This window comes from Clostridium sp. ATCC BAA-442, assembly GCF_964239415.1.
Lineage (GTDB): Bacteria > Bacillota > Clostridia > Oscillospirales > Oscillospiraceae > Flavonifractor > Flavonifractor plautii.
Window position 1 is genome coordinate 11,207 of sequence record NZ_CAXSQB010000041.1, and the last position, 19,968, is coordinate 31,174.

Below are 19,968 nucleotides of genomic sequence, written 5' to 3' on the forward strand. Positions count from 1 at the left end.
CCCCCCCCCCCCCCCCCCCCCACGGCCTTGAAATTCCGATGCTGGGACGTATGGGAAGGGAACAGGCGCCTTACGCGCCGTGCCGGTCGAAACGGATATCAAAATACTGCTTCGCAATATCGGGGTGGTCGTGCTCGAACTCAGACATGTAGCGGAAAGCAGAGCTGGTCAGGCCGTTGGCCTCGCAGAACTGCCGGAAGCTCTTCTTCTTGAGAAAGCTGGGTTGGTTGCACCAGCGGGCCAGGGTGATGAACATCCCTTTGTAAGGAGAGCGGTTGTAGTACTCGTGGCGCATGATGTAGGGCAGGCACTGGTACTCCATCAGGATACGGATGCGCTCAAAGATGGAGGCGATCTCCTCCGCGCCCTGGGACTCATAGCCGGAGAGCACGTAGAGCTTGGTGGACTTGTCGGAGTGTCTCCGCCAAATTTTCAGGCCGCGCACCACCTGCTCGGCCTCGTTGATGTGGTCGAAGGCGAAGATATAGTCCCCGTGATACTTCACGTTCGCCAGCCGCCTGGCCTTCTCCTCGGTCATCAGACGCACATCCAGGCCCTGGCGGAACTGAAAGCGGCGGCCGGTTTCATCCAGCTCGTCCAGCACCTCCTGCCATTTGGGAAAGCCGAAAAACTGGTCGTCCCACAGGTATATGTGCTTGCGGGAGGGGTCGAAGAACTCCTTCACCGGAGAGTGGCGGAACACATGGTCATACTTCTGGTTGACACAGAAGGGGCACTTGCGGAAGCAGCCCCGGGTGGTAAAGCCGATGCTGTAGTCCATGTAGTCGCTGTAGGTCTGGGGCTTGATGCCCCGGGCGATCTGCCTGCCCACATATTCGTCGTAGAGGTGGTAGTCGGGCATATGGTGTTCGACCTCCAGGGGAAGGTCCGGGGCGGTCATCCAGAAAAAGCCGGTGCCTCCAATGTGCAGATTGGGGTAGTTCTTGGGATCAATGGGTACGTTGGTAAAATCAAATACCCGGGAAAGATATACCTCGTCGTATTTGGGAATGGAGTAGTAATCCTCCAGCAGGGTGACGTCGTTGCCCAGCTCCTTTTGATAGCCGCTGATTTTCATGAGAGCCAGGTTGGGGTGACGGGTCCCGTTATCGAGCAGATCCGCGTCGATAATTCCGATTGTCTTGGGCATGTTTTCACCGTCCTTCCGACCCAGTATAGCAAAAGTCGATCGACCTGTCAATCCGGGATCTCTCTGGATCATTTTAAAAATGATCCGAAGAGATCAAAGCGAAAATGGTCCGGTTTATAGGACGGATGCACCTTAACGGACGTTTTACTTGCAATCTGCGCCGGACGGGCTTATAATAAAAAAGCAAATGACAATACTGGAAAAGGAGTGATATGCGCTGTGAGCGGTGACCCTGTGAGTCGAGAATGTCCCATATGGAGCGCGGCGCATTGGCTCTGCGGCTGACCGGCCCGTCCGGTAGACCCGCACGCCGTGTCGCCGCTTGGCCTGTGCAGGAAGGATATTTTCCGCACAGGCGGCAAAGACAAATGCGTGCGGGGATTTTTATACCCTTTTGAGGGGCCCGCGCCGAGAAAGGCGTGAGATCGTTGCTCTCTATTTTTAAAACGATTCAAGGAAAAATGACCCGGCTGGATTCCGTGCAGGACGGCTGCTGGGTGAACCTGACCTATCCCAGCGAGGACGAGCTGAACACCGTAGCGGTGACGTTGGGTGTGGAGCCCTCCTTCCTCCGGGCCGCCCTGGACGAGGAGGAGACCTCCCGGATCGACACCGAGGACGGACAGACCCTCATCATCATCGATGTGCCAGCCGTGGAGAAGGATGACGCGGTGGTGTACTCCACTCTGCCCCTGGGCATCATCGTCACCGACAAGCACATCATCACCGTCTGCCTGAAGGAGACCTCCATTCTGAAGGACTTCCAGGACGGACTGGTGCGGTTTGCCGAGACCCAGAAGCGCACCAGCTTCATTCTCTATATGCTGTTGCAGGTTGCCAAACGCTTCCTTCAGTACCTGAAGCAGATTGACAAGATCTACAACTACATGGAGCGGCAGCTCTACAAGTCCCAGCGAAACAAGGAGCTCATTCAGCTCCTGGATCTGGAAAAGTCACTGGTCTACTTCAACACCTCGCTCAAGGCCAATGAGGTGACCCTGGAGAAGATTCTCCGGGGCCGCATCATCACCCTATATGAAGAGGACCACGACCTGCTGGAGGACGTGCTCATTGAGGTGCGCCAGGCCATCGAGATGGCTAACATCTACTCCTCCATCATCTCTGGCATGATGGACGCTTTCGCCTCCGTCATCTCCAACAATCTGAACGTGATCATGAAGGTGCTGACCTCCATCACCATCCTGCTGACCATCCCAAATATCTTCTTCAGTTTCTACGGGATGAACGTAGCCAATCTGCCCCTGGACCAGTTCTGGTGGTTCCCGCTGGCCCTGTCCGGCGTGGTGATCCTGGTGGTGGCTATTATTCTGAAAAAACGGGATCTCTTCTGAAGAAACGGTGGACCAACTCCACCGTTTTTTGAATCAAACTTTATGTGTGGATTCATATTCTGGTAACAATTACATGTTATACTGGATTATATTGGAGAGATGCACATTTCACAAAGGCGTTCTGCGGTACGCAAGGCAGAGCGGAAGAATGGAGGTTTTCTATGGCGAGCAATCCAAACTACTGCGATATCACCCCTGAGATTGAAGCGCTGGCGGCCCAGTCCCTGCAAAACAGCAGCATTGACGCGGGGGACTATGTGAGATACGACGTCAAGCGCGGCCTCCGCGACCTCAACGGCAAGGGCGTTCTGGCGGGCCTGACCGAGATCTCCGACATCATCGCCAAAAAAATGGTGGATGGGCAGGAGATCCCCTGCGACGGCAAGCTCTACTACCGCGGCATCGATGTAGAGAAGCTGGTGGCGGGGGCGCTGAAGGAGGGGAGGTTCGGCTTTGAGGAGACCGCCTATCTGCTCCTGCTGGGCCGCCTGCCCAACGCGGCGGAGCTGGAGAGCTTTAAAAACCAGCTGGCCTACTACCGTACCCTGCCCGGCAACTTCGTGCGGGATGTCATTCTGAAGGCGCCCAGCCAGGATATTATGAATTCCCTGGCCCGCAGCGTGCTGAACTTGGCCTCCTATGACGAGCGGTGCGACGATATCTCCCTGCCCAACGTCATGCGCCAGTGTCTCCAGCTCATCGCCCTGTTCCCGGTACTCAGCGTCTACGGCTACCAGGCCTACACCTACAAGAGCGGGAACAGCCTTTACATACACGCCCCCCAGCCGGAGCTGTCCACGGCGGAGAACATCCTCTCCCTGCTGCGGCCTGACTCCTCCTACTCCTTCTGGGAGGCCCACGTGCTGGACATCTGCCTCACCCTCCACGCCGAGCACGGCGGCGGCAACAACTCCACCTTCACCACCCATGTGGTCACCTCCTCCGGGACGGACACCTACTCCTGCATGGCGGCCGCCCTGGCCTCACTGAAGGGGCCCAAGCACGGCGGCGCCAACATCAAGGTCATTCGAATGTTTGAGGACATGAAAGAGCAGGTGAAGGACTGGAAGGACGAGGACGAGGTGCGCCATTACCTCCAGGCCCTGCTGGACAAGCAGGCCTTCGACAAGGCGGGCCTCATCTACGGCATGGGCCACGCGGTCTACTCCCTGTCCGACCCCCGCGCCAACCTGCTCCACTCCTTTGTGGAGAAGCTGTCCCGGGAGAAGGGCCGTACGGAGGAGTATGAGCTGTACTCCCTGGTGGAGCGGCTGGGCCCCGAGATCATCGCCGGTGAGCGGAAGATGTATAAGGGCGTATCCGCCAATGTGGACTTTTATTCCGGTTTTGTCTACCACATGCTGGATCTGCCCCTGGAGCTCTATACCCCCCTCTTTGCCATGGCCCGGGTGGCCGGATGGAGCGCCCACCGTATCGAGGAGCTCATCAACATGGGCAAAATCATCCGCCCGGCCTACAAGTATGTGGGGAACCACGCGGATTATGCGCCGCTTGCGGAGCGGTGACCTCAAATCCATCCGAAAGAAGTGTGTTCGGAGATGAAGTTTACACTGGTAAAGGGCGTGCCTGAGCGGCTCGAGGAGTATCGGGAGGTCTTTTATGGCTCCAAGCTGTACGACGCCTACTTCGCCGAGGGGGACAGCCTGAATGAGAACCTGCTCCGTGCGATGGCGGACGGCGATCTCTATGTAGCCATGAGCCCTGGGGACGAGGCCGTGGGCGTCATGTATATGACCCGGAACGGCCTGGCCGGCCTGCCCTATCTGAATCTGCTGGGTGTGAAAAAGAAGTACCGGGGCCAGGGCATCGGCACGGATCTGGTCAAAATTTTCATCGGGGTTATGGAGGAAAAGAACTATCCCAATATGTTCATCATGACCAGCCAGTTCAATACGGGGGCCAAGCGGCTCTATCAGTCCCTGGGCTTCCAGCCCAAGTGCCTGCTGCACGATGTGATTCGCAAGGGCGTGTCCGAGTGGCTCTTCATGCGACCCAACCGGAAGCTGGCGTAAAGAACATAAAGAGGAATCCCCCGGCTGCGCCGGGGGATTCCTCTTTATTTGATCCGGCGCACCTCCAGATAGTAGTGCTCCTGGTCCGGGGCCAGCGGCACGGAAGTAAGTCCCGCCGCCAGATCAAAGCCGAAGTTCTGACGGACGATGGCAATCTGCTCCGTGTGGGCCAGCGCGGCGGTCTGGCGCGTGAAGGAGAGGGCGGAACCCAGCCGCGTAACCAGATCATAGCCGTAAATGCCCCGGTTCTCCGTGTGGGCGCAGGCGAAGTCAAAGCTGGCCTCCTTGGGCAGGGCGGCCTCCACCTGGACGCTTTCCCCGGCGGGAATCGTGAGGGCGGCCTCCGTATAGAAGATGCGCTCCTGTATGTTGACCCAGGAGAACACATCCTCCAGCATGGTCATGTCTGCCGGCACCGCCGTGCCCAAGCCCCGGCAAAGGGTGTCAAAAAATACCTCCCTGGAGAGGGAAGCGGCGTCCGTCTCGCCGCCGTACTTGTGGACCAGGGTATCCGGGGAGGGACAGAGGGCGTTCAGCACTTCCCTCAGAGTGGACTCGTACCGGGTGACGGCGGCGCTCACTCCGTCCAGCTCCCCGCCGGGGTCGCAGCCCCCGTCCCGGAAGCCCTGTAGGGTGTAGTCCTCCAGAGCGCCGCCCACCGCGATGAGCAGACGGGGGTCCTGGGCGTGGGGGGAGTCCGGCTCGGGCAGGGAGAAGCTGCGCCGGGCCCACCCCGCCTCCCGGTCAATGGAGCTGCCGTGAAAGCCGTAAGTCAGCACGGCGGGGGCGTCCTCCGACCAGGGGTAGGTCACCGCCAGGGTGGGGGCCGCGGCGTCGCTCTCCGGCCGGGTGAGGTCGGTGAAGGCGTAGACCGTCACCGGCGTGTCCAGGGCGGGGATCTCGGCGTGGGCCGCCGCAAGATCGTCCCCCTCCACCAGGGCGGCGTACTCCTCCCAGGACTCCAGACTCTGGCTCCCGCCCACGCCGGGGCGGATGACGGCGTCCAGCGCCGTACCGTCCGCCGTCAGGGTGGGGGGATAGAGGGCGTAGAAGCTGCCGGAAAAGGGGTAGACCAGGGTGACACTCTGGTCGGTGTCGGTGGGGTTGGTGAGCACATAGGAGTCGGTGACGTCGATGTCGGTGGTGTGCCCGTCGCCCCAGGGGGCGAAGTCCAGTGTGATGGTGCGGCGGGCGGTGAGCCCGGCGTCCTCCAGGGTGGTCAGGGGAAAGACCGGTCCGGCGTAGGACTGGAAGATGCTCCCCCCGGCGTGGCCGCCTCCGCCGGCGGAGCTGCCCCCCAGCCGGGGCAGCAGCAGGGTTCCCCCCAGCAGCAGGACGGCCAGGCAGGCGCACACCCCCATCCAGGGGCGGAGTCTCCGGCGGCGGGCGGGCGTCCCGGCCAGCCCGGCCACCCGGGCCCGCAGCTCCGGGGAGGCGCGGAGGGCCTCCACCTGGGCCAGATAGTCTGATTTATGCATCGTCAAAGCCTCCGATCATCCGCTCCCGCAGGGCCTGCCGCCCCCGGGCCAGCCAGGAGAGCACCGTGTTCCGCTTGGCGCCCAGTATCCTCCCGATCTCCGCGGCGGTATAGCCCTCAAAGTAGTGGAGGTAGAGGGTACTGCGGTAGGGCGCGGGCAGGGCGCGCACCTCGTCCAGGACGGAGGGCTCCGCCGCCTCCGGGGCGGGAATGGCCTCCGTCAGGGGCACCTCCGTCCGGCGTTTGGCCCGGTAGAGGTTTTTGCACTTGTTGACGGTGACCCGCAGCAGCCAGGCCCGCAGGTGTTCGGGCTCCCGGAAGCGCTTGCCGCTGCGGAGCAGAGCCTCAAAGACCTCCTGGGCCACGTCCTCGGCGTCCTGGGGCGAGGGGGCGGCGTGGAAGGCCGCGCGGTATACGGTGTCCAGATAGTGTTCCACTGCGTAGGAGAAGGGGGCGTCCCCCCGGAGCTGGTCGGCCATGGCTCTCGCTCCTTTCTGCCCTATACACACCTGAGGAGGGCGGATGATTGCATGGATTGTACCATTTTTTGTGGGAAAGCGCCAGGGGGGCGGACGTTTTTCGTCCGCCCCCCTGGCATTATTTCAGCGCATTTGCCACCCGGTCGAGGGTGGCGGTGTGGTTCTGATCCAGCAGGTGGGTGTAGATCTTGCCCGTGGTGGCGGGGGTGGAGTGGCCCAGGGCCTTGCCGATGTCGAACAGGGGCGCGCCCTGGGCGGAGGCCACGGTGGCGAAGGTGTGGCGCAGGCCGTGGAGGGTGATTTTGGGCAGGTGGTGGGCCTGAATGAAGCGGGTGAAGGCCAGGGATACGGCGTTGGGGGAGTAGGGGTTGCCCTTGGCGTCCACCGCCACCATGCCGGTGTCCGGCCAGGTGTCTCCCAGGGCCAGCTTGCGCTCGGCCTGCCGGGCGCGTTCCCGCCGCAGCAGGCGGTAGAGATCGTCGCTCATGTGGAGGATGCGGTTGGAGGAGCGGTTCTTGGTCTCCTTCTGCACGATCTCCGCCCCGGCGGCAGTGCGGGCCTCCTTGATGTGGAGCTTGCGCAGCTCGAAGTCCACGCTGCTCCACCGCAGGCCGCAGATCTCCTCCCGACGCAGGCCCAGGCTGCCCGCCAGCTTGACGATCAGCTCCAGCCAGTGGCCCTCCACCAGGCCGAACAGCCGCTTGAGCTCCGCCGGGGTGTAGAATCGGGCCTCATGGGGGATGACCCGGGGCGGCTCCACCCGCTCTGTGGGACAGCGGAGAATGATGTCCTGCCGGAGCGCCATGTGCAGGGCGCAGGAGAGCAGATCGTGGTGCCGCCGTACCGTATTGGCCGACAGGCCCTTGTCCCGCATGAGCATGGAGTAGTATTGCTGGAGATGCTGGGGCGTCAGCTTCTGGATGGGGACGGAGCCCAGCGCGTCGGACAGGTGGTTGTCGATGATCTTGCGGTAGCCGTAGATGGTGGTGGCGGCCCGGTTGGGCTGAATGACCTCCTCCATCCAGTATTCCAGCCACTGATCCAAGGTCATGGAGCGGGGGGCCACGGTCTGGTGGGTGTCCTGTTCCGTCTGAAAATCGCGCAGGCCCCGGCGGGCCTGGGCCAGCGTGGGGTAGGTCTTGTACTTCTTCACTCGCTTGCCGGTTTCATCCAGGCCGTAATCCATGCAGACATAGTATTTCTGTCGCATTTCGTCAAAAGAAATATTAGTTTCTACTTTTTTTCGAGCCATCGCTTCAAAATCCCTCACTTTTCGACAGAATTGGACTTTTACAGTATCATACGAAATTGTGAAAGACCATAATAATCCCCATTCTGGCGTTATTATGCGCCAAAATGGGGTTTTTATGTAAAAAATATGCTTATTTGGAAGCGATGGCCTCGGCGACCCGAATGCCGTCCACGGCCGCGCTGGTAATCCCGCCCGCGTACCCAGCCCCCTCGCCGCAGGGGTAAAGGCCCCGGATGGGGGACTGAAAGTCCTCCCCACGGAGGATGCGCACCGGGGAGGAGGAGCGGCTCTCCACGCCGGTGAGCACCGCCTCCGGCGCGGCAAAGCCGTGGAGCTTGCGGTCGAAGAGGGGGAGGGCCCCCCGCAGGGTGTCGGCCACGTAGCCGGGCAGGCAGCGGTCCAGCTCCGCCGGGGTGACGCCGGGGCGGTAGGTGGGAGCGATGCGCCCCAGGGCCGTGGAGGGCCGCCGGGCCAGGAAGTCGGCCACCGTCTGGGCCGGGGCGCGGAAGCCGCCGCCGCCCAGGGTGTAGGCGGCCGCCTCCCAGCGGCGCTGGAATTCTACCCCCGCCAGGGGGTGCTCCGAGCCAAAGTCGGCGGGGGACACCCCCACCAGGAAGCCGCCGTTGATGTTGGCCCCGTCCCGGGCGCGGCAGCTCATGCCGTTGGTCACCAGCCGCCCCTCCTCCGAGGCGGCGGCCACCACCTGCCCGCCGGGACAGACGCAGAAGGTGAAGGCGCTGCGGCCCGTGGGCAGATGGCAGGCCAGCTTGTAGTCCGCCGCGGGCAGCCGCTCCCATGCCGGGCCAAACTGGGCCTCCGACAGGGTGGCCTGCGCATGCTCAATGCGTACCCCGATGGCGAAGGGCTTGGGGGCCATGGGCACCCCGGTATCCAGCAGCATCTGGAAGGTGTCGCGGGCGGAGTGGCCGGGGGAGAGCACCAGCGCGTCGCAGGGCAGGTCATACCGGCCGCCGGGGCCGTCCACCGCAACGGCCCGCAGGACGCCGTCCCGCACGTCCAGGCCCGCCAGCCGGTGCCCGAAACGCACGTCGCACCCCAGGGCCAGCAGCTCCCGCCGCACATTGCGCACCACGTCCCGGAGAATGTCGGTGCCGATGTGGGGCTTGTGCTGGTAGAGGATGTCCGCCGGGGCGCCCGCCTCCACCAGCGTCCGGAATACCGTGGAGATGCGGGGGTCGTGGGTGCCGGTGGTCAGCTTGCCGTCGGAGAAGGTGCCCGCGCCCCCCTCGCCGAACTGCACATTGGAGGTGGTGTCCAGCACCCCCGTGGCCCAGAAGCGCTCCACGTCCGCCGTCCGCTCATCCACCGGACGGCCCCGCTCCAGCACAATGGGGATGACCCCGTTCCGGGCTAAAAAGAGGGCGGCGAACAGCCCGGCGGGGCCCATGCCCACCACCACCGGAGGCAGGGGGGAGGTCCGCCGTACCGGCGGAAAGGCGTAAGGCCGCTCTGCATGGAGGCTCACGTTTTTGTCCCGGCAGCGGGCCATGATCCGGGCCTCGTTGTCCACCTCCACATGGACGGTGCAGACATAGTGCACGTCGGATTTTTTGCGGGCGTCGATGGACTGCCGGGCCAGGGTGAGGGAGCGGAGCTGGCCGGGGTTCAGCCCCAGGAGTCTGGCGGCCCGCTTGCGGAGCTGCTCCTCTCCGCCGCCGATGGGTAGGGGAATGTTTTGAATTTGGATCATGGCGTTACCTCTCTGTTGAAGTTGGGGGAATGGGTGCGGGGGGGGCGTTACGGAGTAAGCCCCCCCCCCCCCCCCCCCCCCCCCCCCCCGGAAAGCCACCGATAGAACGACTTGTGGGAAGTTCCAAGAAGGGGGAATCGCAATTCCCCCTTCTTGGCCGTTTTAATGGGTGGATTGTTAAGGCGGGGGAAATCGGAACCGCAGCGTAAAGCAAACGTGCCAGCGGCACGTTTGTAGCGTAGACCGCAGCGGCTTTGCCGCGAGGAGGGAACCATCACAGGGGCCCGCCGGAGGCAGGACAAGAAAACAGATACCAAAAGGGGTCATATGGAAGATGCGCAGTCCGGCACAAGGCGGGCCGATGTGGGCAGAAGGTGAATTGCCCCAGAGGAGCAAGAGAGGCCGCCTTGGGGCGTCGGCCCCTACGCGGAAGGGAGACAGTCTTGGCACCCGGCCCAACGCATAGCAGCGTAGGGGCGACCCTTGTGGTCGCCCGCGGGCGGCCATAAAGGCCCCCCCTACATGGTTGGGCAGAGATCAGAAGCAAGGTGCTATTGCTGTGATTGCTTGGAGCGGGGATATGGGTCTTCTACATCTGTTAAGCCGGCCAAATAGTCCATGCTGGTATCAAGCGCGAGAGCAATCCGTTTACACTGCTCAAAGGTGTAATACCGCTTGCCGGACTCTATTTTGGAAAAATCACTTTGGTCAATTCCGGTTGCCATTTGCATTTTGACCTGCGTATACCCGCGCTTCTTTCTTAAGTCTTTTAGACGAGACATAAAATCACCCTGAATAATTATGGGTGATTTGACCTATTGAAATTATGGTTAAATTGACCTATAATTAAATGGGTGATGATATGATACAGGAATTGTTAGAAAAACACAAGGACTACATGCGGGAAAACTGTCCGGCCTACCGTCTGGTCTGTGCCGAGCATGAGGCCCTCGTGGAGATTCTGGGAAGCTGGCCGGGAATCAGCGAGGCGTTCCGGTCTTATGAGGCATATCGCCATATGGTTGCCCTCCGCTATTGCGCAGCCTGCTACCAAAAGAATAAAAAGCTCTCCGATCTCTCTGCCGAGGGCATCTTTACCTATGGAGAGGACGACATCTCCCAGGAAAAAAATATTGGCTTCCCCCAGGCAGAGGACAAGGCAGAGCGGACGGCATTTCGTATGCTGAGCCGGTTGGTCGCAGAAAAGGGAAAGCCGCTGAGCTCATTTTGGGACAACTACCGGACCGCCGTGCTATACCGGGACGATTTCGAGGCCATGTATAGCTGTTATTTCGGCTGTCAGGCGGGGGAGGGGACGCCGGAGTACAAGGCGTGGATTCAGCGGTACATCGAACCGAACCGGGAATATGAATAAAAAGCAGGTGTCCCGCCGGGACACCTGCTTTTTTCTGTGTCTATTTCACATGCTCGGGGCAAATGAATTGCCTCTGCGCCAAGGTTTTCGCCTCGGGCGAAAACGCTTGTACGGCGCTTGCCGCGCCGCCCCATCTTGCGATGGGGTTCCGGTGGCCGACGGGTCTCAGAAGGCAGAAGCCTTTTTAGTAACTCACGCCCTGCCAGATCATCGCGTCGGCCACCTTCATGAAGCCCGCGATGTTGGCGCCGGCCACCAGATTGCCCTCCATGCCGTACTCGGCGGCGGCGTTGGCGGCGTTGTGGTAGATGTTGCGCATGATGGTGTGCAGCTTCTGGTCAACCTCCTTGAAGCTCCAGCTCAGGCGCATGGAGTTCTGGCTCATCTCCAGGCCGGAGGTGGCCACGCCGCCGGCGTTGGACGCCTTGGCGGGGGCGAAGAGGACGCCGTGCTCCTGGAACCAGGCCACCGCCTCGGGGGTGGAGGGCATGTTGGCGCCCTCGGCCACGGCGAAGCAGCCGTGCTCCACCAGGGCCTTGGCCCCCTCCAGGGGCAGCTCGTTCTGGGTGGCGCAGGGGAGGGCGATGCCGCAGGGTACCGTCCAGATGCCCTGGTAGCCCTCGAAATACTTGGCAGTGGGTACATAGTCCAGATAGGTCTTGATGCGGGCGCGCTTGACCTCCTTGATCTCCTGGATCACCTTGTAGTCAATGCCGTTTTCGTCTACAATATAGCCGCTGGAATCGCTCATGGCGATGACCTTGCCGCCCAGCTCGGTGGCCTTCTGGTTGGCGTAGATGGCCACGTTGCCGGAGCCGGAGATCACCACGCTCTGGCCCTGGAAGGACTTTCCGGCGGCCTTGAGCATCTCGTCGGCGAAGTAGCACAGGCCGTAGCCGGTGGCCTCGGTGCGGGCCAGGGAGCCGCCGTAGCTCAGGCCCTTGCCGGTGAGCACGCCGTTGAATTCGTTGCGGATGCGCTTGTACTGGCCGAACAGGTAGCCAATCTCGCGGGCTCCCACGCCGATATCACCGGCGGGCACATCGGTGTCGGGGCCGATGTGGCGCTGCAGCTCGGTCATAAAGGACTGGCAGAAGCGCATAACCTCGTTGTCGCTCTTGCCCTTGGGGTCGAAGTCCGCGCCGCCCTTGCCGCCGCCCATGGGCAGGCCGGTCAGGGAGTTCTTGAACACCTGCTCGAAGCCCAGGAATTTGATGATGGACAGGTTGACGGAGGGGTGGAACCGCAGGCCGCCCTTGGAGGGGCCGATGGCGGTGGAGAACTGCACCCGGTAGCCCCGGTTGACCTGTACCTGGCCGTGGTCGTCCACCCAGGAGATGCGGAACAACAGGCTGCGCTCCGGCTCCACAATCCGGTCAATGACGCCGGACTTAGCCAGCCGCTGGTTCTGCTCCACCACGGGCTGGAGGGACTCCAGCACCTCGCCGACGGCCTGGAGGAACTCCGGCTCGTGGGCATTCTTTTTGCAGACATCTTCATAGACACCCTGGAGATACGAATTGGTAAAGGTAAATGCCATATTGCCAAACCCCTTTGCGTGGCGCCTGCCCGGCAGGCGGCCGAATTTGAGCGATGAACGCGGGGGAGAGGCCCCGCGCTTCCACGATGGAGCTATTATAATCTGTTTTCCCTAAAAATGCAAGAGAAAAAAATAAAATTGCAAAAATGACGGGAAAGCCACCGGAAAATTGGGCTGTTTTGCAAAAAATGAATTGAGTGATGCAAGATGCCGGAGAAAGTGTAACCTTTTTTCGGCTGAGACGTTGAATAGACAGAAAGGGGGGAGCGGAGTGGAGCCGCGCACGCTGGAGGAGCTGTACCGGCGCTATGCCGGAGAGCTGTATCTCTACGCCTATTCCCTGTGCCAGAACGAGGCCCAGGCCCAGGATCTGACCGCGGAGGCCTTTTGCCGCGCCCTGCTGGCACTGGACGGGGCGGACGCCGGGTGGCGGAGCTGGCTGTATAAGGTGTGCCGCAACCTGTGGCTGGATCAGGTGCGGCGCAGCCGCCGCCTGGCCCCGGAGCCGCCAGGCCCCGAGCTGGCGGTGGAGGGGGACGTGCTGGAGGAGCTGCTCCAGGAGGAACGGCGCCGGGCCGTCTACCGGGCGGTGCAGGCCCTCTCCCCGGTGGATCGGGAGATCGTCACCCTCCACTATTATGGAGGGCTCTCCCTGAAGGAGGCGGGGGAGGCCATGGGACTCACCCCCGGAGCGGCCCGCACCCTGCTGTGCCGGGCGCGGAAGAAGCTGAAGAGCAGATTGGAGGGACAGATATGACATTTCGGGAACTGCTGGACAAATACCGGGCCGGGCAGGCCAGCGAGGAGGAGCGGGCCCTGGTGGAGGCCGAGCTGGAGAAGAGCGAGGCCATTGCCGACTACCTGGCCGAGCAGGTGGAGGACGCGCTGGGGGCGGCGGAGACGCAGGCCCCCGCCAGAGAGGTACGGCACATTCAGAAGAAGGTAAACCGCCGCCTGCGGCGGACGGCGGTGTGGGCGGCCTGCATCGTGCTGGCCGTCCTGCTGGGGGTTCGCTTCGTGGTCAGCCCCCTGGTGTCGTCCCTGTACTATCAGCCAAACGCCTACACGGTGGGCGGAATGGAAGATCGCGCGCCGGACTCTCTTGTGGAGGAGAACGGCGTGGAGGTGATCAGCATCGGAGACCTGCCGCCGGAGGAAGCGGAGCGCCATCTGCGCGTGGAGAGTCAGGACGTGGCGGTGGATCTTACTGCCCTTTACAGCCTGATCGCCCCGGGGGCGACGGTGACAGCCGCCTCGGCGCAGCCGGAGGGGTTCGGGCGCTACACCCTCACGGTGGAAACGGAGGCGTGGCTCACCGGGGAGACGAGCCAGAGGAGCGGCGAGCTGGGCCCCCATGCAGACGGATTCTGGGCGCACTCCAGTCCGGGGCGGAGTATTCTGGAGATTATGGAGTCGGCGGAGAGCGGGCGCGTCAGTGATAAACTGGAATTCAGCCGCCACACCCAGGACTACCTGCGCGAGCTGCCCGGCACCTCCTATGTGGCGGCGTGGGTGCATTTTCCGGAGCATCTGAACCCCGTAAAGCTGTACTGGCTGGAGGAGCAGCAGGAGTACAGCGGCATCCGCTTTCTGTGGGCGGGCGTCCGTACGGGGGAGGAGAGCATGCTGGGATTCCCCATGCTGGATGCGCGGGGCAGCGGCTTCAGTCCCGACTGGGAGGACTATCCCATGTTTAACTGGGCCCAGGCCAGTCTGGAGCGGGCCGTGGGCGTGGCCTATGAACAGCGGTTCCGTAGCCTGTTGGCCTATGTGAACGACCGGCCTCAGGCAATAGAGGCCCTGCTGGGGGGCGAGGTCTGGGCGGACTACTATCAGAGCTATTTCGCGGAGGCCGCCGCCTATGTGGAGGCCAACGGCGTGGAGGTGACCGGCGCGCTGGTGTACGCCGAGGCTGACGATCTGCTCCGCCTGTGGGAGAACGGGGACGTGGACAAAATCGCCATCGACACCGTACTGCCCTCCAAGTACTCTGCCGGCGGGACATTCGGCTGGGGTTGAGAAAATCCGCTTTGACGAACCGGCGGGTTTGTATTATAATAAAATCAGGATAGGAGGTGTCCTTATGAAGCATGTTGTCATCACCATCGGCCGGGAGTACGGTTCCGGCGGGCGGCTCATCGCCAAGCAGCTGTCGGAGGAGCTGGGTATCACCTTCTACGACAAGGAGCTCATCACGGAGGTGGCCAGGAAGACCGGATTCTCGGAGAATTTCATCCGGGATTCCGAGCATCAACGTCCCACCAACAGCTTCCTGTACGACCTCTACACCGCGGTACAGACTCCGTCGGTGCCCGACCAGGTGTTCATTGCCCAGGCCAAGGTCATCAAGGAGGCCGCGTCCAGGGAGTCCTGCGTCATCGTGGGCCGGTGCGCCGACTACATTCTGCGGGACGACCCCAGGCGGCTGAGCGTCTTTGTGCACGCGCCGCTGGACGAGCGGGTGCGCCGCGCCCGGGAGGAGTACGGCGTCCAGGAGCCGAATCTGGAGAGCTTTGTGCTCCGCCAGGACAAGGCCCGCGCCTCCTACTACAACTACTTTGCCACCGGCAAGTGGGGCCAGAGCCGGGAATATGACCTGTGCGTCAGCAGTCATATGGGCATTGCCGCGGCGGTGGCCACCATCAAGGCCGCGGCGCTGGCCGTGGCGGGCGGGACCGGAGCGTAAGCTGCGGGGACGGCCCACCGGCCCGGACCGTCCGCGCCGGAGCAGACAATTCGTTTGACAAGAATTTGACAAGAAGCTGAGAGGCCCCGGAATCCCAAGTGATTCCGGGGCCTCTTTTCCGTATGGCGTTCAGTTGAGCACAATGGCGTGAACCGCCTCAATGAGCGCCACCGCCGCGCTCCGCTCCACCAGACACAGCGGTTTGCCGTCCAACGTGGCCAGGCAGTTCTCCCCGTCAAAGCGGTAGAGGGCGATCTGGACGGTGGGGGAGCCCTCCCCCTCCAGATGGAGGGTCAGGGCGATCTCCTCCTTGCCCGTGGGGGCCTCATCGGTGAAGGACACGGCGGTCAGGGCCTGGAGGGCGCTCTGAAAATCGTTGCTCTCCAGCGTCTCGCCCTGATAGGCGAAGGCCGGCCCGTCCGCACTGTCCGCCGCGGTGAGGGTGTAGGTCTCGCCCTCCAGGGTCATGTCCACCTGGCTGATATCCTCCAGCGCGGCGGGCAGCACCTCCTGGTGCCGGAGAGCGTCATAGGAGGCGGCCATCAGCGCCTCGTACTCCGCGCCGGTGATCTGATAGAGTAGCTTGGACTGGCCCACCCGGGCGTAGGCGGTGATCTCCTCCTCGCTCTCCCCGTCGGCGGGGGCCTCCGCCGCCCGCTCATCCGGATCGCGGCTGACGTTCAGCGTGAAGGTGCCGGAGGCCCCGTCTTCTCCGTCGTAGGCGACCTCGATGATCAGCTCGGGGCTGTCCAAACCGCAGGCCTGGAGATCGTCGTCGTTGGCGCTGTAGGTTACGCAGTCCGTCAGCGACAGGGACTGGATGGCCTGGAGATAGTCCTCCACCCGGTCGGGATCCAGCGGGACTTGCTCCCCGTCCCGCTCGGTGAAGTACACATCGTCCTCCCGGTAGGTGTTGCCGCCGTCCTCCTGGTAGGAGACGGCGTAGTTCTCCGCGCCGGAGAAGCGCAGCTCCGACACCTGGCCGAAGGCGGGAATGTCGTCCTGGTCGATCAGCTCGTCCAGGGTCACGTCAAACTCGTCTAGGGGGTCGTGGGCCGCCAGGTACACGTTTCCGTCCCCGATGGAGACATACCGCTGGGAGTCCATCTTGCTGTAGTCCCCCAGCTGGATCGTCTGAGTCCCCCCGCCGGCTGTGACGCGGATGGTGCACACCGGGTTATCCAGGCCGTACTGGCCCAGATCGTCCACATCTTCGATGATGAAGGCGGCGCCGAAGGCCTCGAAGGGTTCCAGAAGTAGGTCCATCTGCTCGGCGTCCACCGGGAAGGCCGCGTCGTCGTCGTAGCTCCAGGTTCCGTCCCGGTGGAAGGACAGGGTCTGCCCGTCGTAGTCCCAGGAGAGGCTCTCCACCTCGTCGGCGGAGATGGAGAGGATGGTCTCCCCGCTGGTCTGGATCTGCTCCTTTTGGGCCTTGTACCGGCTGAGGGCAAAGGTGGCGATACAGGCCGCCAGAAGCACCGCCAGCACCACATAGAGCCGCTTATACCGCTTCATTCTGCATCCTCCTTCTCTTAACGACCACGGCGATGCCGACGCCCAGGTAGGCCAGGGGTACGATGCCGATCATGAGCACCTTCAGCAGGGAGGAGGTGGACGCGCTGATGGTCAGGTAGTTGTAGTTCAGAGACTTGCTGCGGATGGCCATGGCCTCGCTCTCCCCCACCAGGGAGGACAGGGCGTTCATCCCCAGGTTCACGTTGGCCCCCGACGAAAGGGCGTTATACTTGTCGTCCAGGAAGGCGGAGGAGGAGAACCACACCATCTGGCCGCTGCCCGCCTCCACGGAGACCGCCAGGGTGAAGGGGCCGTCCAGATCTCCCTCCTCCTTGTCGTAGGTGTCCAGCTCGTAGCCGGCCAGCTTGCTGTAGGAGGCGTCCGAGGTGGTGAGCAGGGGGGTGACTGTGGCGCCGTTGGTGTCCTCCCCCACGGTGAGGCCCAGAGAGAGGGGCAGGATGGGGAAGTAGCGCTCGTCGATCAGGGAGTCGGTGATGGCGCTGGAGGCCAGGTCAGGCAGGAGGGCGAAGGGCGCCTGGAAGGCGTAGTGCTCCCGGTCGGACTCGATCACAATCCCCTCGTTGGCCGTCACGCCGTACTCGGACAGGAGGCTGTAGAGGTTGTCCAGGGAGGCGCCATCCACCGGGCCGGCCATGACCAGCAGCTTGCCGCCGCCGGTCACATAGTCGGCGAGCATATCCCGCTCCTCCCCGGAGATGTCGCTGGTGGGGGCGTAGATGAGGAGGCAGGCGGCGTCCTCAGGAATGGCGTCCACGGTCAGCAGGGAGAGGTCGTGCAGCTCCATGTTCGCCTTCTCCAGCTGCTCCTGGAAGGTGGAGGGCAGCTCGCTCTCGCCGTGGCCCTCCAGCCGGTAGAGCTGGGGCTGCTCGGCGTTGACCACATAATCGATGGCCGAGGTGATGGCGCCCTCACCGTCAAAGGAGGTGTTGTAGGAGTAGGTGTACATGTCCGGCTCGGACAGATAGATGTCGTCGTAGGAGATAAACCGGCTGAGCCCCCCGCACTCCACCACCAGGCTGTTGTTCTTCACCGCCTCGTCGGTGTACTGCTCGGCGAAGGTGGGGTAGACGTCGGGGTTTTTCTTGACCACGGTAATGTGGTCGGACAGGCTCTCGTATTTGCCCAGGAGGTTTTCGATCACCGCGTCCTCCTCGCCGGACTGCACGATCCAGTAAATGGTCACGTCCTGCTCCAGCGCGTTGACCACCACCTTGGTGTTGCTGGTGACGGAGTAGAGCTTGGAGGCGCTGATGTCATACTGGGTCAGGCTGGTGGGCAGGGCGCTCACCAGAAGATTGAGGACGATGAGCAGCGCCAGCACCGCCGCCGTCAGCATCAGAGAGTAGGTTCCGCCCTGAAAGGCCTGGCGGCTGTGCCCCGCCGGGCCGGAGGGTGTTGCATTCGGCCGCTTCTTCATCAGTTGTACCTCCTTTTCTCCAAAGACTGCACCGAGAGGAACAGGAAGAGGGCGGCCATCGTCAGGTAGTAGAACACGGCCGTCAGGTCGAACACGCCGTTGACAAAGGTGTAAAACCGCTCAAAGAGGGAGAGGGCGGACATGACCGAGGGCAGCAGGCCCTCGAAGGCGGTGCTGTCCACGAAGTACAGGGCCGCCACCGCGGCCAGCAGCACCAGACAGACGCCGTAGGCCAGGTTGCTGTTTCGGGTCAGATAGCGCACCACGGCACCCACCGCCAGAATGAGCACCAGCAGGGCGGCCAGCGCCCCCACCGGGGTGGAGGAGACATACTCGGAGAGGCTGACGCTGTAGTAGTTCAGCAGAATGACCGCGATGCCCAGGCCGGCGGCCAGCCCCTGGTTGTCGGTCAGCGAGGAGAGAAAGACCCCCACGGCGATCAGGGCCGCGCCCAGCAGGAAAAAGGCCAGAATGGAGCCGTAGGAGGTGAGCAGATAGACGTCGCCGAACTGGGCGAAGATCAGCGGATAGACCGCGATGATGGCCAGGGGGATCAGGTACAGCACCAGCAGGGCCAGATATTTCCCGGCGATGATCTGCACGGTGGTGATGGGCAGGGAGTAGAGCAGCTGGTCGGTCTTCTGCCTGCGCTCCTCCGCCAGCACCCGCATGGTCAGCACGGGTACGATGACCACAAAGACCAGGCTGGCGAAGCTGAGAACGTACTCGAAGTTGCTGACCGCGGCCTGGAGGTTGTAGAGCATGGCGCCGATGCCGATGAAGGCCAGCAGGAACGCGCCGAACACATAGGCGGTCAGGGAGTGAAAATAGCTTCTCAGCTCATGCTTGAATACAGCGGTCATGCCTGCCCCTCCTCTCCCTCCGCGGCGGCCGGGGCCTCCGCGCTCTGTTCCGTCAGCTCGATGAAGATATCCTCCAGATTGGCCTTCTTCAGCGCCATCTCCAGCAGGGGAACCCCCGCCCCGGCAAAGGCGAAGAAGAGGGCGCGGGAGACGTCGTGGAGGCTTGCCTCCCGTCCGGTTTTGAGGCGCGCGGTGACGAGACCGCCCTCCTCCGCCGTGATGGACCGGCCGGTGATGGCGCCGATGCCGTCCAGAAGGGCGCGCACCTGCTCCTCCGTCCCCTCGGCGGTCAGGGTGATCTCGTTGGGGGTGAGCAGGCGGCTCTCCAGCTCGTCGGGCGCGCCGAAGGCCGCCAGCTTCCCGTGGGCGATCATGAGGATCTGGTCGCAGATGGTCTGCACCTCGGACAGGATGTGGGAGCTGAACAGAACTGTATGGGTCTGGCCCAACTGCCGGATGAGCTCCCGGATCTCAATGATCTGGAGGGGGTCCAGCCCCACCGTGGGCTCATCCAGAATGATGACTCTGGGGCTGCCCAGCAGCGCCTGGGCAATGCCCACCCGCTGGCGGTAGCCCTTGGAGAGAGCGGAGATGCAGCGGCCGCGAACCCCCTCCAGGCGGGTCTGCTCGATGACCTCCCCGATCTGGGCCTCCAGCTCCTTGCCCCGCAGGCCCTTGGCCTCGCCCACGAACCGCAGGTATTCCACCGGGGTCTCGTTCAGATAGAGGGGCGGCTGCTCCGGCAGGTAGCCGATGAGCCGCTTGGCCGCGCCGGGCTCCTCGAAAATGTCGTGCCCGTCGATGCGCACACGCCCGCTTGTGGCGGACAGGCAGCCGGTTATGATGTTCATGGTGGTGGACTTTCCCGCGCCGTTTGGCCCCAGGAAGCCGTAGACATGCCCCTCCTCGATTTCAAAGGAGAGATCGTCCACCGCCAGGAAATCTCCATAACACTTTGTCAGGTGTTCCACTGTGATCATGGTTGACCTCCTCGTTTCCATTTGAGTGCATGGCACCCGAGGTCATTATAAAGAGGAATGCTGAAACGACGCTGAAAGCCCTCTTCCCCGGAGGAGAAAAAGGGGGTGGGGGCCCCC

18 protein-coding genes are annotated in these 19,968 nt (G+C 62.7%); 7 read left to right on the plus strand and 11 right to left on the minus strand.

Annotation, left to right across the window (positions count from 1 at the left end; all coding sequences use genetic code 11):
* Positions 1–70: 70 nt before the first annotated feature.
* Positions 71–1,150, minus strand: coding sequence for a radical SAM protein (locus tag ACESY8_RS14910; RefSeq protein ID WP_024725084.1), 1,080 nt, complete (start codon positions 1,148–1,150; stop codon positions 71–73).
* Positions 1,151–1,578: 428 nt separating this feature from the next.
* Here ACESY8_RS14910 and ACESY8_RS14915 point away from each other — a divergent pair, with 428 nt between their 5' ends.
* From ACESY8_RS14915 to ACESY8_RS14925, 3 genes are all read left to right on the plus strand, one after another.
* Positions 1,579–2,502, plus strand: coding sequence for a magnesium transporter CorA family protein (locus ACESY8_RS14915; RefSeq protein WP_024725085.1), 924 nt, complete (start codon positions 1,579–1,581; stop codon positions 2,500–2,502).
* 161 nt (positions 2,503–2,663) lie between these two features.
* Positions 2,664–4,028, plus strand: a complete 1,365-nt coding sequence (locus ACESY8_RS14920) for a citrate/2-methylcitrate synthase (RefSeq protein WP_021631196.1) — start codon at positions 2,664–2,666, stop codon at positions 4,026–4,028.
* Between the two features lie 33 nt (positions 4,029–4,061).
* Complete coding sequence (locus ACESY8_RS14925; protein WP_007492468.1) at positions 4,062–4,535, plus strand: GNAT family N-acetyltransferase; 474 nt, start codon at positions 4,062–4,064, stop codon at positions 4,533–4,535.
* A 44-nt stretch (positions 4,536–4,579) separates the two neighbouring features.
* Here the strand turns inward: ACESY8_RS14925 and ACESY8_RS14930 are convergent, their stop codons facing one another.
* From ACESY8_RS14930 to ACESY8_RS14950, 5 genes are all read right to left on the minus strand, one after another.
* Positions 4,580–6,013 carry a hypothetical protein gene (locus tag ACESY8_RS14930; RefSeq protein ID WP_054338906.1) on the minus strand — a complete coding sequence of 478 codons (1,434 nt, stop codon included), beginning with the start codon at positions 6,011–6,013 and terminating at the stop codon, positions 4,580–4,582.
* Positions 6,006–6,491 carry an RNA polymerase sigma factor gene (locus ACESY8_RS14935; RefSeq protein ID WP_154024827.1) on the minus strand — a complete coding sequence of 162 codons (486 nt, stop codon included), beginning with the start codon at positions 6,489–6,491 and terminating at the stop codon, positions 6,006–6,008. Before ACESY8_RS14935 ends, ACESY8_RS14930 begins: the two co-directional genes overlap by 8 nt.
* Before the next feature lie 118 nt (positions 6,492–6,609).
* Positions 6,610–7,743 carry a tyrosine-type recombinase/integrase gene (locus ACESY8_RS14940; RefSeq protein ID WP_054338907.1) on the minus strand — a complete coding sequence of 378 codons (1,134 nt, stop codon included), beginning with the start codon at positions 7,741–7,743 and terminating at the stop codon, positions 6,610–6,612.
* A gap of 130 nt (positions 7,744–7,873) precedes the next feature.
* A complete protein-coding gene (locus ACESY8_RS14945; RefSeq protein ID WP_204681749.1) occupies positions 7,874–9,454 on the minus strand; it encodes an NAD(P)/FAD-dependent oxidoreductase in 1,581 nt (526 codons plus the stop codon).
* A 551-nt stretch (positions 9,455–10,005) separates the two neighbouring features.
* Complete coding sequence (locus tag ACESY8_RS14950) at positions 10,006–10,236, minus strand: helix-turn-helix domain-containing protein (protein WP_082382886.1); 231 nt, start codon at positions 10,234–10,236, stop codon at positions 10,006–10,008.
* Positions 10,237–10,316: 80 nt separating this feature from the next.
* On the opposite strand from ACESY8_RS14950, the gene ACESY8_RS14955 reads away from it, so the two are divergent.
* The gene (locus ACESY8_RS14955; protein WP_054338908.1) at positions 10,317–10,829 is read left to right on the plus strand and encodes a hypothetical protein; all 513 of its coding nucleotides are present in this window, start codon (positions 10,317–10,319) and stop codon (positions 10,827–10,829) included.
* Between the two features lie 184 nt (positions 10,830–11,013).
* Here ACESY8_RS14955 and gdhA read toward each other — a convergent pair whose 3' ends face one another.
* On the minus strand, positions 11,014–12,369 hold the full coding sequence (gdhA, locus tag ACESY8_RS14960) for an NADP-specific glutamate dehydrogenase (protein WP_498794828.1): 1,356 nt from the start codon (positions 12,367–12,369) through the stop codon (positions 11,014–11,016).
* 271 nt (positions 12,370–12,640) lie between these two features.
* On the opposite strand from gdhA, the gene ACESY8_RS14965 reads away from it, so the two are divergent.
* The 3 genes from ACESY8_RS14965 to ACESY8_RS14975 all read left to right on the plus strand — a co-directional run bounded on the left by ACESY8_RS14965 (position 12,641) and on the right by ACESY8_RS14975 (position 15,055).
* A complete protein-coding gene (locus tag ACESY8_RS14965) occupies positions 12,641–13,126 on the plus strand; it encodes an RNA polymerase sigma factor (RefSeq protein WP_054338910.1) in 486 nt (161 codons plus the stop codon).
* On the plus strand, positions 13,123–14,388 hold the full coding sequence (locus ACESY8_RS14970; RefSeq protein WP_054338911.1) for an anti sigma factor C-terminal domain-containing protein: 1,266 nt from the start codon (positions 13,123–13,125) through the stop codon (positions 14,386–14,388). Before ACESY8_RS14965 ends, ACESY8_RS14970 begins: the two co-directional genes overlap by 4 nt.
* Positions 14,389–14,452: 64 nt before the next feature.
* Complete coding sequence (locus ACESY8_RS14975; protein ID WP_054338912.1) at positions 14,453–15,055, plus strand: cytidylate kinase-like family protein; 603 nt, start codon at positions 14,453–14,455, stop codon at positions 15,053–15,055.
* 129 nt (positions 15,056–15,184) lie between these two features.
* On the opposite strand, the gene ACESY8_RS14980 is transcribed toward ACESY8_RS14975, so the two are convergent.
* From ACESY8_RS14980 to ACESY8_RS14995, 4 genes are read right to left on the minus strand one after another with little or no spacing between them, the layout of a single operon-like run.
* Positions 15,185–16,570: a DUF4340 domain-containing protein gene (locus ACESY8_RS14980; RefSeq protein ID WP_044942847.1), complete on the minus strand. Its 1,386-nt coding sequence runs from the start codon at positions 16,568–16,570 to the stop codon at positions 15,185–15,187.
* Positions 16,557–18,008 (minus strand): GldG family protein, encoded by a 1,452-nt coding sequence (locus ACESY8_RS14985; protein ID WP_204681751.1) that lies wholly within the window; start codon positions 18,006–18,008, stop codon positions 16,557–16,559. Before ACESY8_RS14985 ends, ACESY8_RS14980 begins: the two co-directional genes overlap by 14 nt.
* Positions 18,008–18,871 (minus strand): ABC transporter permease subunit, encoded by an 864-nt coding sequence (locus ACESY8_RS14990; protein ID WP_054338913.1) that lies wholly within the window; start codon positions 18,869–18,871, stop codon positions 18,008–18,010. Before ACESY8_RS14990 ends, ACESY8_RS14985 begins: the two co-directional genes overlap by 1 nt.
* Positions 18,868–19,851: an ABC transporter ATP-binding protein gene (locus ACESY8_RS14995; protein WP_054338914.1), complete on the minus strand. Its 984-nt coding sequence runs from the start codon at positions 19,849–19,851 to the stop codon at positions 18,868–18,870. Before ACESY8_RS14995 ends, ACESY8_RS14990 begins: the two co-directional genes overlap by 4 nt.
* Between the last annotated feature and the right edge of the window lie 117 nt (positions 19,852–19,968).

Excerpts from the sequence above, each read along its gene's own strand:
- ACESY8_RS14955 (WP_054338908.1), top strand. The coding sequence starts at position 10,317 with ATGATACAGGAATTGTTAGAAAAACACAAGGACTACATGCGGGAAAAC.
- ACESY8_RS14950 (WP_082382886.1), bottom strand. The coding sequence starts at position 10,236 with ATGTCTCGTCTAAAAGACTTAAGAAAGAAGCGCGGGTATACGCAGGTC.
- ACESY8_RS14935 (WP_154024827.1), bottom strand. The coding sequence starts at position 6,491 with ATGGCCGACCAGCTCCGGGGGGACGCCCCCTTCTCCTACGCAGTGGAA.
- ACESY8_RS14990 (WP_054338913.1), bottom strand. The coding sequence starts at position 18,871 with ATGACCGCTGTATTCAAGCATGAGCTGAGAAGCTATTTTCACTCCCTG.
- gdhA (WP_498794828.1), bottom strand. The coding sequence starts at position 12,369 with ATGGCATTTACCTTTACCAATTCGTATCTCCAGGGTGTCTATGAAGAT.
- ACESY8_RS14945 (WP_204681749.1), bottom strand. The coding sequence starts at position 9,454 with ATGATCCAAATTCAAAACATTCCCCTACCCATCGGCGGCGGAGAGGAG.
- ACESY8_RS14975 (WP_054338912.1), top strand. The coding sequence starts at position 14,453 with ATGAAGCATGTTGTCATCACCATCGGCCGGGAGTACGGTTCCGGCGGG.
- ACESY8_RS14910 (WP_024725084.1), bottom strand. The coding sequence starts at position 1,150 with ATGCCCAAGACAATCGGAATTATCGACGCGGATCTGCTCGATAACGGG.
- ACESY8_RS14940 (WP_054338907.1), bottom strand. The coding sequence starts at position 7,743 with ATGGCTCGAAAAAAAGTAGAAACTAATATTTCTTTTGACGAAATGCGA.
- ACESY8_RS14930 (WP_054338906.1), bottom strand. The coding sequence starts at position 6,013 with ATGCATAAATCAGACTATCTGGCCCAGGTGGAGGCCCTCCGCGCCTCC.
- ACESY8_RS14995 (WP_054338914.1), bottom strand. The coding sequence starts at position 19,851 with ATGATCACAGTGGAACACCTGACAAAGTGTTATGGAGATTTCCTGGCG.
- ACESY8_RS14985 (WP_204681751.1), bottom strand. The coding sequence starts at position 18,008 with ATGAAGAAGCGGCCGAATGCAACACCCTCCGGCCCGGCGGGGCACAGC.
- ACESY8_RS14925 (WP_007492468.1), top strand. The coding sequence starts at position 4,062 with ATGAAGTTTACACTGGTAAAGGGCGTGCCTGAGCGGCTCGAGGAGTAT.
- ACESY8_RS14980 (WP_044942847.1), bottom strand. The coding sequence starts at position 16,570 with ATGAAGCGGTATAAGCGGCTCTATGTGGTGCTGGCGGTGCTTCTGGCG.
- ACESY8_RS14920 (WP_021631196.1), top strand. The coding sequence starts at position 2,664 with ATGGCGAGCAATCCAAACTACTGCGATATCACCCCTGAGATTGAAGCG.
- ACESY8_RS14970 (WP_054338911.1), top strand. The coding sequence starts at position 13,123 with ATGACATTTCGGGAACTGCTGGACAAATACCGGGCCGGGCAGGCCAGC.